Origin of the sequence: Mesorhizobium sp. B1-1-5 (assembly GCF_006443065.1) — a bacterium.
Taxonomy (GTDB): domain Bacteria; phylum Pseudomonadota; class Alphaproteobacteria; order Rhizobiales; family Rhizobiaceae; genus Mesorhizobium.
Genome location: NZ_VFWS01000147.1, coordinates 1 through 11,769, shown reverse-complemented (window position 1 = coordinate 11,769; position 11,769 = coordinate 1). Strand labels below are relative to the sequence as shown.

At 65.0% G+C, this 11,769-nt stretch carries 12 protein-coding genes; 8 read left to right on the top strand and 4 right to left on the bottom strand.

What is annotated here, in order from left to right; all coding sequences use genetic code 11:
- Nucleotides 1-258: 258 nt before the first annotated feature.
- From cmk to FJ980_RS26985, 4 genes are all read left to right on the top strand, one after another.
- Nucleotides 259-909, top strand: coding sequence for a (d)CMP kinase (gene cmk / locus FJ980_RS27000; RefSeq protein WP_140546729.1), 651 nt, complete (start codon nucleotides 259-261; stop codon nucleotides 907-909).
- Between the two features lie 194 nt (nucleotides 910-1,103).
- Entirely contained in the window at nucleotides 1,104-2,801 is a 1,698-nt protein-coding gene (gene rpsA / locus FJ980_RS26995) for a 30S ribosomal protein S1 (RefSeq protein WP_140546728.1), read from the top strand.
- Between the two features lie 156 nt (nucleotides 2,802-2,957).
- Nucleotides 2,958-3,785, top strand: coding sequence for an MOSC domain-containing protein (locus tag FJ980_RS26990; protein WP_140546727.1), 828 nt, complete (start codon nucleotides 2,958-2,960; stop codon nucleotides 3,783-3,785).
- Nucleotides 3,786-3,882: 97 nt separating this feature from the next.
- Nucleotides 3,883-4,161, top strand: coding sequence for a hypothetical protein (locus FJ980_RS26985; RefSeq protein ID WP_140546726.1), 279 nt, complete (start codon nucleotides 3,883-3,885; stop codon nucleotides 4,159-4,161).
- A 41-nt stretch (nucleotides 4,162-4,202) separates the two neighbouring features.
- Here FJ980_RS26985 and FJ980_RS26980 read toward each other — a convergent pair whose 3' ends face one another.
- The 4 genes from FJ980_RS26980 to FJ980_RS26965 form a co-directional block, all read right to left on the bottom strand.
- A complete protein-coding gene (locus FJ980_RS26980) occupies nucleotides 4,203-4,910 on the bottom strand; it encodes an SDR family NAD(P)-dependent oxidoreductase (RefSeq protein WP_140546725.1) in 708 nt (235 codons plus the stop codon).
- A gap of 198 nt (nucleotides 4,911-5,108) precedes the next feature.
- Nucleotides 5,109-6,689, bottom strand: a complete 1,581-nt coding sequence (locus tag FJ980_RS26975; RefSeq protein WP_140546724.1) for a 5-guanidino-2-oxopentanoate decarboxylase — start codon at nucleotides 6,687-6,689, stop codon at nucleotides 5,109-5,111.
- On the bottom strand, nucleotides 6,686-7,354 hold the full coding sequence (locus FJ980_RS26970) for a TetR family transcriptional regulator C-terminal domain-containing protein (RefSeq protein WP_140546723.1): 669 nt from the start codon (nucleotides 7,352-7,354) through the stop codon (nucleotides 6,686-6,688). The genes FJ980_RS26975 and FJ980_RS26970 overlap by 4 nt, the downstream gene beginning before the upstream one ends.
- On the bottom strand, nucleotides 7,324-8,196 hold the full coding sequence (locus FJ980_RS26965) for a dimethylarginine dimethylaminohydrolase family protein (RefSeq protein WP_140546722.1): 873 nt from the start codon (nucleotides 8,194-8,196) through the stop codon (nucleotides 7,324-7,326). Before FJ980_RS26965 ends, FJ980_RS26970 begins: the two co-directional genes overlap by 31 nt.
- A gap of 211 nt (nucleotides 8,197-8,407) precedes the next feature.
- Between FJ980_RS26965 and FJ980_RS26960 the strand changes: the two genes are divergently transcribed.
- The 4 genes from FJ980_RS26960 (at nucleotide 8,408) to FJ980_RS26945 (ending at nucleotide 11,747) form a co-directional block, all read left to right on the top strand.
- The gene (locus FJ980_RS26960; RefSeq protein ID WP_140546721.1) at nucleotides 8,408-9,223 is read left to right on the top strand and encodes an ABC transporter ATP-binding protein; all 816 of its coding nucleotides are present in this window, start codon (nucleotides 8,408-8,410) and stop codon (nucleotides 9,221-9,223) included.
- A 57-nt stretch (nucleotides 9,224-9,280) separates the two neighbouring features.
- On the top strand, nucleotides 9,281-10,078 hold the full coding sequence (locus FJ980_RS26955) for a transporter substrate-binding domain-containing protein (protein WP_140546720.1): 798 nt from the start codon (nucleotides 9,281-9,283) through the stop codon (nucleotides 10,076-10,078).
- Between the two features lie 149 nt (nucleotides 10,079-10,227).
- Complete coding sequence (locus FJ980_RS26950; protein ID WP_181181314.1) at nucleotides 10,228-10,938, top strand: ABC transporter permease subunit; 711 nt, start codon at nucleotides 10,228-10,230, stop codon at nucleotides 10,936-10,938.
- On the top strand, nucleotides 10,938-11,747 hold the full coding sequence (locus FJ980_RS26945) for an ABC transporter permease (protein ID WP_140546718.1): 810 nt from the start codon (nucleotides 10,938-10,940) through the stop codon (nucleotides 11,745-11,747). Before FJ980_RS26950 ends, FJ980_RS26945 begins: the two co-directional genes overlap by 1 nt.
- Nucleotides 11,748-11,769: the final 22 nt, after the last annotated feature.

Genomic DNA, 11,769 nt, shown 5'->3' with positions numbered 1-11,769 from the left:
GGTTGGAGGGGGCGACAAATACAATAAGCGCCGCGATCCTTCGCGCCCCCCTCTGTCCTGCCGGACATCTCCCCCACTTGGGGGGAGATTGGCAGCTTCGAGGTCCCGCTCGATCCTGAAACGTTGGTGATTGGCGAAAGCCGACGCGACAGCTGATCTCCCCCCTTGTGGGGGAGATGTCCGGCAGGACAGAGGGGGGCGCGAAGGATCGCGGCGCTTATTGTATTTGTCGCCCCCTCCAACCGCGACGCTCCATCCATGACCCACACCTTCACCATCGCCATCGACGGGCCCGCAGGCGCCGGCAAGGGCACGCTGGCCCGCCGGCTCGCCGACCATTACCGGCTGAACTTGCTCGATACCGGCCTCACCTACCGCGCGGTCGCCCACAAGCTGCTCGAACTCGGCCTGCCGCTCGACAATGTCTCGGCGGCGGAAACCGCGGCGCGGCAGGTGGACCTCTCCAACCTCGATCGCACGGTGCTGGCGGCGCATGCGGTGGGCGAGGCGGCCTCCAAGGTCGCGGTCATTCCGACCGTACGGCGCATCCTGGTGGAGAAGCAGCGGGCCTTCGCCAAGGCGCCGCCGGGTGCTGTGCTCGACGGCCGCGACATCGGCACGGTGGTGTGCCCGGACGCCGACATCAAGCTCTATGTCACGGCAAGCGCGGAGGTGCGGGCGAAGCGCCGGCTGGCCGAGATCGAGAGCATGGGCGGCAGCGCCGATCTCGCCACCATCCTTGCCGATATCGAGCGCCGCGACGAGCGCGACATGGGCCGCGCCGACTCGCCGCTGAAGCCGGCGGCAGACGCGCACTTGCTTGATACCAGCGAAATGGCTATAGAAGCCGCGTTTCTGGCGGCGATGGCGATCGTTGACGACGTCCTTGCCGAAAGAAACAAGGCCTGATCAGGTTTTTCGATTGCCGTTGGCGGCGAAAATACCCATATCGGGCACGAACCAGCCTGCCAGCATTCTTCATGCGCCGGACTTGCCGCCTGAACAGCGGCCAAGGGCTTTCAGCCCGGAACGCCGGCAGGCTCACGCAACGCTAACCCACGGCGCCCGCCCCGCTTGAAGACCGGGGTATTCCAGGAGAAACAATGTCAGTAGCTAATCCGTCTCGCGACGATTTCGCGAGCATGCTCGAAGAATCATTCACCGCCGGCCATTCCGGCGAGGGCCAGGTTGTCCGGGGCACGATCACCGCGATCGAAAAGGACATGGCCATCATCGATGTCGGCCTCAAGGTCGAAGGCCGCGTGCCGCTGAAGGAATTCGGCGCCAAGGGCAAGGAATCCTCCCTCAAGGTCGGCGACACCGTCGAGGTCTATGTCGAGCGCATCGAAAACGCGCTTGGCGAAGCCATGCTGTCGCGCGAGAAGGCGCGCCGCGAGGAGAGCTGGGTCCGTCTTGAAGAGAAGTTCACCAAGGGTGAGCGCGTCGAAGGCGTCATCTTCAACCAGGTCAAGGGCGGCTTCACCGTCGACCTCGACGGCGCCGTGGCGTTCCTGCCGCGCAGCCAGGTCGATATCCGGCCGATCCGCGACGTTACCCCGCTGATGCACAACCCGCAGCCCTTCGAGATCCTCAAGATGGATCGCCGCCGCGGCAACATCGTGGTGTCGCGCCGCACCGTGCTCGAGGAGAGCCGCGCCGAACAGCGCTCGGAAATCGTGCAGAACCTCGAGGAAGGCCAGGTGGTCGAAGGCGTGGTCAAGAACATCACCGACTACGGTGCGTTCGTCGACCTCGGCGGCATCGACGGCCTGCTGCATGTCACCGACATGGCCTGGCGCCGCGTCAACCATCCGACCGAGATCCTCAACATCGGCCAGACGGTCAAGGTGCAGATCATCCGCATCAACCAGGAAACCCACCGCATCTCGCTCGGCATGAAGCAGCTCGAGTCGGATCCGTGGTCGGATATCGGCACCAAGTTCCCGATCGGCAAGAAGATCAAGGGCACCGTCACCAACATCACCGACTACGGCGCGTTCGTCGAGCTGGAGCCGGGCATCGAGGGTCTCATCCACGTTTCGGAAATGTCGTGGACGAAGAAGAACGTGCATCCCGGCAAGATCCTGTCGACGACGCAGGAAGTCGACGTGGTGGTGCTCGAGGTCGATCCGGCCAAGCGCCGCATCTCGCTCGGCCTCAAGCAGACGCTGGAAAACCCGTGGCAGGCTTTCGCCTCGAGCCATCCGGTCGGCAGCCAGGTCGAGGGCGAGGTCAAGAACAAGACCGAGTTCGGCCTGTTCATCGGCCTGGAAGGCGACGTGGACGGCATGGTGCATCTCTCCGACCTCGACTGGACCCGTCCGGGCGAGCAGGTCATCGAAGAGTATAATCGCGGCGACATGGTCAAGGCGCAGGTGCTCGACGTCGACATCGAGAAGGAGCGCATCTCGCTCGGCATCAAGCAGCTGGCCCGCGACACTGTCGGCGAAGCTGCCAGCAGCGGTGAGCTGCGCAAGAACGCCGTCGTCACTTGCGAGGTCACCGGCGTGAAGGATGGCGGTCTGGACGTGCGGCTGGTCGACAGCGGCATCGAGACCTTCATCAAGCGTTCGGACCTTTCGCGCGACCGCGACGAGCAGCGCCCCGAGCGCTTCACCGTCGGCCAGAAGGTCGATGCCCGCGTCATCGCCTTCGACAAGAAGACCCGCAAGCTGCAGGTTTCGATCAAGGCGCTGGAAATCGCCGAGGAGAAGGAAGCGGTCGCCCAGTACGGCTCGACCGACTCCGGCGCTTCGCTGGGCGACATTCTGGGCGCCGCGCTGAAGAAGCAGGGCAACTAAGCCGCTTCGCGCACCGCGTAAGCTGCAGCCGCGCCACGCGCGCGGCTTGAACAATGAACCCGCGGGCCGCAAGGCTCGCGGGTTTTCATTTCGCGGCACTGGCACAAGACAAGGACCCGTGCAATCCCTTCAACTCCACACTACGGCAATAGGGTCATGCGCATGAAGGTCGTCGAACTCCATCGTTATCCGGTCAAGAGCCTGCGCGGCTATGCCGTGCCGAGCGCTGACATCGAGACCATGGGCTTGGAAGGCGACCGCCGCTGGATGGTCGTCGACAAGGACGGACAGTTCCTCACCATTCGCCAGATACCGGCAATGACAACGATTGACGTCGAGCATCGCGATACGGGCATACTGTTGAAACATGACAGGCATGGTTCGCATGCCGTCGAGATTCCAGGCCCAGGTGCTGCACTCCGTCAGATCAAGATCTGGAAGGATATGGTTGCCGCGCGGTCGTGTGATCCAGCCGCTGGCGCTTATCTCGCCACGATTCTTGGCCGGCCCGTCGATCTCGTCTATTTCGACGATCCGCAAAACCGGCCGGTCGACCCTGAATTCGGCGAGCCTGGAGATTATGTCGGCTTTGCGGACGGTTTTCCGCTGCTGGTCGCCACGACGGGGTCGCTGGACCATCTGAACAGCCATTTAGCCAGGCCGATCGAGATGGCGCGGTTTCGCCCCAACATTGTCATCGACGCAGAAGGCGCATGGCCCGAAGACAGCTGGAAGACGATCCGCATAGGCTCGGTCGAGTTGCGCATCGCCAAGCCCTGCGCGCGCTGTGTCATCACCACCCGCGACCCGCACAGCGGCGAGCAGCCGGACCCGCGCGAGCCGCTGCAGACGCTTGGCAAACTCCACCGCTCCGCCAAGGGCGGCATCATCTTCGGTCAGAACGCGATACCGAACAACACGGGCACAATCTCAATCGGCGACGCGGTCGAGGTCGTGGAGGCGGGCGTCTCGAATCTGACATAGTCGCAGGTTCTTCTAATGCTGTAGAGGCGTTGGCGGTCGTCATGCCCGCCAATGTCGAGAAAGGCCGCTAGAGGAAGCCAGACGGTTCGGAGCCCCTATGGCCCGCGTCGGTTTTGTCGCAGCATTCCTGCTGGCCGGCACAGTGGTGACGGCGGCGGCATTGCCGCCCTACCGGCAGCGCAAGGCCGAGATCGACGCCATCACCGACAGTGGCGATGTTGCCCGCAGGCTGGAAAATCATGGCCCCATCGACGTGGTCGAGCATGTCGGAAACGACCACTGCCGGTGGGCGGCGGCCGCACCCTCGATATACTTATCGTCGACGACGCGAGCGCCGAACAGATTCCGGCCCCGCGCAAGTTCAAGCTGCAGATAGGCAAGCTCGTCTGTATAGATGAGCCGCCCCGCGGTCGCCCCTCAGGCGCGGCCGTAGAGCGGCACCAGCGTGCCGCTCATCGCCAGGTTGGCGGGCGAGGCGAGATAGGCGATCGCTTCCGCCGCGGCCTCCAGGCTGACCCATTTGGCGAAATCGGCGTCGGGCATGTCGGCGCGGTTGGCGGGCGTGTCGAGCGTCGAGGGCGCCACGGCGTTGACGAGGATGCCCTTGCCCTTCAACTCCTCGGCCATGGCCACCGTCATCGCAGCGACCGCCGCCTTGCTTGCGGCATAGGCGACCATGCCGGAGCCGCGCCTCGGATCGAGACCGGCGCGCGCGGTGACATTGACGATGCGGCCGGCCGTACTGGATTCCAGCATCGAGCGCACCGCGGCGCGGCTGCACAGGAAAGCCGTGCGGGCGTTGGTGTCCATCATCTCGGCGAAGGAGGCCGACTCGATCTTTTCGACCGGCGCCATGGTGAAGCCGCCGGCAAGGTGGATCGAGGCCCAGAGCTCGGGAACCTGATGGTAGAAGGCCTCGACCTTGGCCGAATCCGACAGGTCGACATTATGCGCCAGATGCACGCTGGCATGGGCCGCGTAAGGAAAATGCGGCGGGGCCGCCGCGTGGGCATTTGGCACGTGGCAGATCGCGCCCTGCTCCAGCAATCTGCCGACAACCGCGCCGCCGAGCGCCCCAGTGCCGCCCGTCACCACGACATGCCTGCCGTTCAGCGTTTCCGTCATACTTCAACCGCTCCTGTCATTTTCTTATGATTATTTCTTTGGTTATACCGCCCCAGACTGGAACGTCGCGCCTTTCGCGTTGTCACTCAATTGAAATATCGACATGGCAGGCGCAGCGTCTTTGCATGCGTCGGACCGTGGTAGCCGGCATCGATTTGCCGGCGCCGGAAGGCGCCAGCCGGCAGACGCACCGGTCTTTCAGTCGAGGGCGATTTCGATGACGCGCGGCTTGCCGGCCGCCCGCGCGCGCTTCAGCGCCACGGCAAGGCCGCCGGCTCCGGCCAGCCGCTCGGCCTCGATGCCATAGGCCTCGGCGAGCTTGCAGAAATCGGGCGGCGCCGGCGACACGCCGACCGGCTCGACGCCGACATCGAGCATCGAGGTCTCGATCTCGCGATAGCCGCGATTGTTCCAGACGACGAAGATCACCGGCGCTTGGGCGTCAAGCGCGGCGCCGATCTCCGGCAAGGTGAACTGGAAGCCGCCATCGCCGGCGAGGCACACCACCGGCGCCTCCGGCACCGCAAGGGCTGCGCCGATCGCCGCCGGCGGGCCGTAGCCCAACGCGCCGAAGCCGGTCGCGGCGTTGAACCAGCCGCCGGGACGGTCGTGGTCGTAATAGAGGTTGGCGGCATAGATCGGCTGGGTCGAATCGCCGACGATGATGGCGCCCGGCAGCGCGTCGCGGATCGCCTCCACGGCGCGCACCTGCGCCAGATAATCAGGCTTCAGCTCGGCCCGAGCGGCCTCGCGCGCGGCGGCCGCGCGAGCCTCGCCATCGCTTGCCGGGGCATCGCCAGGCCCGATCGCCGCAAGCAGCGCCTCGATCGCTTCCGCGCAATCCGCCTGGATGCCGACCGTCACCGGCCGGCGCGCGATCTGGTCGGCGCCGATATCGATGCGGATCAGGTTCTTCGGCAGCACGAAGCCGCCGTCGCCATAACCGTCATAGTCGGTCGGGCCGAATTCGGTGCCGGCGGCAATCACCAGATCGGCGTCCGCCATCAACGCCCGCACGGCCTTGAGGCTGGGGCTCGCCGGCACGCACAGCGGATGGCCATGCAGCAGGCCACGCGCATTGGCGGTCTCGACCACGGGGGCGCCGAGCATCTCGGCCAGACGCCGCAGCGCCGCATCGGCCTTCTTGGCGCCGCCGCCCGAAAGGATCAGCGGACGGCGTGCTGCCCTGCAAAGCCTTGCCGCCTCGGCCATCGCCGCCAACTCCGGAGCGGGTGGCGCGGTATTGCTAAGGACGGCCGCAACACCATCGGCGGGCTTGACCATGACGTCGGTGGGGATCTCGATATGGACTGGACCCGGGCGTGAGGAGGAGAAGACGGCGAAGGCGCGGGCGAGCGCGCCAGGCAATTGCTCGGCCTCGGTGATGCGCTCGGAAAACAGCGCCACCTTCTCCATCATGCCGCGCTGGTCGGGCAGCTCATGCAGCAAGCCCAGCCCTTTTCCCAGCGTATCGGTGGCGTTGACACCGGAGATGACCAGCATCGGCACCGAATCGGCGCGCGCCTGTCCCATGGCGGTGATGGTGTTGGTGAGGCCCGGCCCGGTGATGACGAAGGCGACGCCGGGACGGCCGCCGGCGCGCGCATAACCGTCGGCCATGAAGCCGGCGCCCTGCTCGTGGCGCGGCGTGACATGACGGATCTTCGAGCGCGCCAGGCCGCGATAGAGCTCGACCGTATGCACACCCGGAATACCGAAAACGGTGTCGACGCCATGCGCTTCGAGCAATTTGATCAGCGCCTCGCCGATGGTGGTCATTGGTTTCCTCCCTTTTGTGGCGCCAAGCCGAGCTCGGCCTCGATGGCCCTGATGCCGATCGCCGCCAACTCACCGGGCGAGAACATCTCTGCTGCCAGGCAGCCTTCGATCCAGAGCCCGTCGATGATCGCGTTGATCGCGATGGCATGGCGGCGCAGCTCGCCTGCGTCCGGCTTGCGCTGCTCGGCGGCAAGCACTTCGGCAACGACCGCTTCCACCTCGTCGCGAAAGCCGAGGTAGCCTTCGCGATGGGCACGGGCGAGCGCCGGATCCGCATTGGCGCGGCCAAGGAAGGTTGCCCAGAGCGAAAACACCCGCCGGTCGACGATCGGCGCGTTGAGGTTGGCGGTGACGAAAGCCGCGAGGCGTTGGCGAGGCGAGGCGTCTTCCATGACCAATGCCGCTTTCGCCTGCTCGGTCATGCGGCCGACCAGCGCCGCATAGGCTTCCTGCAGCAATTCTTCCTTGCCGGGGAAATAGTGCCGGATCAGCCCGGCGGTGACGCCGGCGCGCAAGGCGATGGTGCGCAAGGTGGCGCCCTGAAGGCCATATTCCGCCACGCTGTCCAGGGTCGCATCGATCAGATCCTGCCGCCGCCGCTCCTCGCCCTCGCGGCGGAACTTGCGGCGCGCATTCATTGGCGCAGGATCGGCCGCGTCAGGCATGTCGGCCCGCCTTCGCAGGCGATGCAGAGCGCATCCGCCTCGAATGTCTCGACCGTGCAGCCGGCGGCTTCCATCGCGGCCTTGGTCTTGGGAAAACCAGCAACGGCGATGACCTTGTGCGGGCTGGTCGGCAGCACGTTCAGGCTGAGGCCGTTGGAAGCGGCGAACTCTTCGGCGTCGCCTTCGACCAGCCGGATGCCGCGCGCCTTCAGCATCTGATAGAACGTGGCCGGCAGAAGCGGCGAATAGACCAGGGCCAGGTCGTCGGCCAGCGGGCTGATCACCGACATCAGATGCAGGCACGCCTCTTCGCCCTGCCACAGCGGCAAATCGAAGCCGTAGACGGAAATGCCCAGCGGCGTAAGCAGGTTGGAAACCTGCTGGATGCCTTCCTGGTTGGAGCGCACACCGCGCCCGATCGCCAGCGTGCGGGCATCCACCCATACGCAGTCACCGCCTTCGACCTGACCAGGCGCCTCGACACGACCGAGGACCGGAATGCCCAGCCTCTTATAAGTTTCCTCATGCAGCGAGGGCTCCCGGGCGCGCAGTGGCTTGCCCATGGACAGGATCAGCGCGCCGCGGTCGGTCATCAGCGACGGGTCATGCGTGAACACCGAATCCGAAAGGCCGTCGGTCGTGTCCTCGATCCATTCGATCTCGGCGCCGGAAGCCGCCACTAGGTCGGCAAGGAGCGAATGCTGCGAAGCGGCCTTCGCCGGGTTGAATCCCGGGCCATAGTGCCAGGCCGCCCTGTCGGCGTCGCGCATGGCGTTGGCCGCCGACCGCATCAGCACGCGCCGCAGCGGCGCCGCCATGGACTGTGATCCGAAAGCGCTCATTGATGCCCTTTTAAGATGAAAAAAACCGTGAAAATTTCATGAACGGCTATTTATACACTTGCGCAACAAGGCCGCAAGTGCCGTAATGAGCGGGATTGACGGGCTCGCGCTGTCGGGTCCATGCTGAAGCCTGGAGCGGGTCAGTGCAGCGTATGTTGATTAGCCGGATAGACGTTCGACGAACTGCCGTCGGCCAGATAGAGGCCACCCGGTGAGCGCTGCAGGAGTTGCCGTAGTCCAATCCGGTGAGGCGCAGAACGGCGCCGCCGAAGCCATCCATGTCGAAAACCTGCACAAGAAGTTCGGCCAGCTGCACGTGCTGAAGGGGGTTTCGCTGTCGGCGCGCGACGGCGAGGTGGTCGCCATCATCGGCGGCTCCGGTTCCGGCAAGTCGACGCTCTTACGCTGCATCAACTGCCTGGAGAATCCCACGAGCGGCATCATCCGGGTCAATGGCGAGGAGATCAAGCTCAAGGCCGACAGCCACGGCCACACCGTTCCGGCCGACCGCAGGCAGATCGAGCGCATTCGCTCGAGGCTCGGCATGGTGTTCCAGAATTTCAACCTGTGGAGCCATATGACGCTGATCGAGAATGTCATCGAGGTTCCGGTGCATGTGCTTGGCGTCAAGCGCAGCGAAGCGATCGCCCAGGCCGAGAAGCTGCTCGCCCGCGTCGGGCTGGCGGAAAAGCGCGACGTCTATCCGGCTTTCCTGTCCGGCGGCCAGCAGCAGCGAGCCGCGATCGCCCGCGCGCTGGCGATCAATCCGCGCGTCATGCTGTTCGACGAACCGACTTCCGCGCTCGATCCCGAGCTGGTCGGCGAGGTGCTGAAGGTCATCGGCGATCTGGCGCGCGAGGGACGCACCATGGTGCTGGTGACGCATGAAATGAAGTTCGCCCGCGAGGTCGCGACGCATGTCGTCTATCTCTACAACGGGCTGGTCGAGGAAGAAGGTCCGCCGGAACAGCTGTTCGGCGCGCCCAAATCCGAAAGGCTCAAGCAATTCCTCCGCAATGTCGGCTAGGTGCCGGCATCAAGCGGAGCGAAAAACCGGGAACAACAACAAACTGGGAGTCCTGACATGAAGACTGTTCTCAAGACATTTGCCGCCGCGCTGCTTCTCGGCGTCGCGGCGATGGGCGGAGTGGCCAAGGCCGAGCAGGTCAAGATCGGCGTCGCCGCCGAACCCTACCCGCCCTTCACCTCGCCCGACGCCAGCGGCAAATGGGTGGGCTGGGAGATCGACTTCGTCGACGCCGTCTGCGCCGAAGAGAAACTCGACTGCGTGATCACGCCGGTGGCCTGGGACGGCATCATCCCGGCGCTGACGACCAAGAAGATCGACGCCATCGTCTCTTCCATGTCGATCACCGACGAGCGCAAGAAGACGATCGACTTCTCGGACAAGTACTACAACACCCCGACCGCGATTATCGGGCCGAAGGACCAGAAGTTCGGCGCCACGCCGGACGATCTCAAGGGCAAGGTGATCGGCGTCCAGGTCTCGACGGTGCATGCCGTGTACGCCAAGAAGCATTTCACCGGCGCGCAGGAAATCAAGGAATACCAGACCCAGGATGAAGCCAATCAGGATCTGGCCGCCGGTCGCATCGACGCGGTGCAGGCCGACTCGATCGCGCTCGGCGAATTCCTGAAGTCGGACCAGGGCAAGGCCTGCTGCGACCTGAAGGGCATGGTGGCGCCCGACGACGAAGTGCTTGGCCCAGGTGTCGGCGCCGGTATCCGCAAGGAAGACACCGCGCTCAAGGAAAAGTTCAACGCCGGCATCAAGGCGATCCGCGCCAACGGCAAGTACGACGAGATCTCGAAAAAATATTTCGACTTCGACATCTATGGCGGCGCCACGCAGTCGAACTGAGCCCTCTCGCATATGAGTGAGGGCATGGCGTCCGCGCCATGCCCGATCTTGCCACGCATGCCTGCCGCTGACCTGACCGTCGGCGGCTCGCCAGCAATCCGGGGGCGAAGCTGATCGACGCCTTTCTTCCGGCCTCCGCGGCCGGCATCATGGAACTCCTGTCGCCCGTGGCGCCCGGCTGGGGCGGCACGTTGCTGGTCGGTCTGCTGCATTCGGTCGAGATCGCCATAGGCGCGACCTGCCTCGGCCTCATGATCGGCACCGCCGGCGCGTTCGGCAAGCTCTATGGCGGCCCGGTGACGCGCGATCTGCTCGCGGTCTACACGACGGTCGTGCGCGCCGTGCCGGAACTGGTGCTGATCCTGCTGCTTTATTACGCCGGCACCGACCTCATCAACCAAGTGCTGACGGCGATCGGCTACAGCCGTGTCGACATCAACGGACTCGCGGCCGGCATTTTCGTGCTGGGTTTCGTCCAGGGCGCATATTCGACCGAAGTCATCCGCGGCGCCATCCTCGCCATCCCGCAAGGCCAGATCGAGGCCGCCCGCGCCTACGGCATGTCGCCGGGCCTGATGCTGCGACGCATCACTGTGCCGGCGATGCTGCCCTTCGCCATCCCCGGCCTGGCGAACCTGTGGCTCATCGCCACCAAGGACACAGCGCTGCTTGCTGTCGTCGGCTTCTTCGAACTGACGCTGGCGACGCGCCAGGCGGCCGGCGTGACCAAGGCCTACCTTCTTTTCTATCTTGCGGCCGGCGCGCTCTATCTCGCGCTCTCGCTGTTCTCCAACCTGATCATCGGCCGCGTCGAGGCCTGGTCGCGGCGCGGCATGCCCTCCGTCAGAGAGGCGCGCTGATGTCCGCCGAAGCCTCCGCGATCCACATGGCGGCGCGCGCCTCGATCTGGCTCAAGCCGCACCGCATCGTGCTGATCCTGATCGGGCTGGCGCTGGTTCTGTGCGCCGCCGTCTTCATGCGCTGGGACTGGCTGCCGCAATATTGGGAAATGGGCCTGATGGGCATCTGGCGGGCGCTTTGGATCCTCGCCGTGACCTGCGCGCTGGGCTTTGCGCTGGCCGTGCCGCTCGGGCTCGCCCAGGCAGGCGGACCGATCTGGTTCTCGGCACCGGCGAAGGTCTTCTGCACCATCATCCGGGGAACGCCGCTGCTCCTGCAGCTCTGGCTGCTCTATTACGGCCTCGGCTCGATCTTTCCGCAATATCCATGGATCCGCGAATCGTGGCTTTGGCCGTATCTCAGGCAGGCCTGGCCGTATGGCGTGGTGGCGCTGACCTTCTCCTTCGCCGGCTACGAGGGTGAAGTGATGCGGGGCGCATTCGCCGGCGTGCCGCGCGGACAGTTGGAGGCCGCCCGCGCGTTCGGCATGAGCCGCTGGAAAATCTTCCGGCGCATCTGGTTGCCGCAGGCCTTCTACCGTGCGCTGCCGACGCTGACCGGCGAGACCGTGCTGCAGTTGAAGTCGACCCCGCTGGTGGCGACGATCAGCGTCATCGACATCTTCGCCGTCTCCTCCAAGGTGCGCCAGGACACCTATCTGACCTACGAGCCTTTGCTGCTGCTGGCGCTGATCTATATGACGATCACCGGTATCCTGGTCTTCGTCTTCAGTCGGATCGAGGCTCGGATTCCGGTCAAGATCGGATAGTAGGGGAGTAGGGGAGTAGGGG

Bases quoted from the DNA above. Each gene is read 5' to 3' on its own strand.
- cmk (WP_140546729.1), top strand. From the start codon at position 259: ATGACCCACACCTTCACCATCGCCATCGACGGGCCCGCAGGCGCCGGC.
- rpsA (WP_140546728.1), top strand. From the start codon at position 1,104: ATGTCAGTAGCTAATCCGTCTCGCGACGATTTCGCGAGCATGCTCGAA.
- FJ980_RS26990 (WP_140546727.1), top strand. From the start codon at position 2,958: ATGCGCATGAAGGTCGTCGAACTCCATCGTTATCCGGTCAAGAGCCTG.
- FJ980_RS26985 (WP_140546726.1), top strand. From the start codon at position 3,883: ATGGCCCGCGTCGGTTTTGTCGCAGCATTCCTGCTGGCCGGCACAGTG.
- FJ980_RS26980 (WP_140546725.1), bottom strand. From the start codon at position 4,910: ATGACGGAAACGCTGAACGGCAGGCATGTCGTGGTGACGGGCGGCACT.
- FJ980_RS26975 (WP_140546724.1), bottom strand. From the start codon at position 6,689: ATGACCACCATCGGCGAGGCGCTGATCAAATTGCTCGAAGCGCATGGC.
- FJ980_RS26970 (WP_140546723.1), bottom strand. From the start codon at position 7,354: ATGCCTGACGCGGCCGATCCTGCGCCAATGAATGCGCGCCGCAAGTTC.
- FJ980_RS26965 (WP_140546722.1), bottom strand. From the start codon at position 8,196: ATGAGCGCTTTCGGATCACAGTCCATGGCGGCGCCGCTGCGGCGCGTG.
- FJ980_RS26955 (WP_140546720.1), top strand. From the start codon at position 9,281: ATGAAGACTGTTCTCAAGACATTTGCCGCCGCGCTGCTTCTCGGCGTC.
- FJ980_RS26950 (WP_181181314.1), top strand. From the start codon at position 10,228: ATGGAACTCCTGTCGCCCGTGGCGCCCGGCTGGGGCGGCACGTTGCTG.
- FJ980_RS26945 (WP_140546718.1), top strand. From the start codon at position 10,938: ATGTCCGCCGAAGCCTCCGCGATCCACATGGCGGCGCGCGCCTCGATC.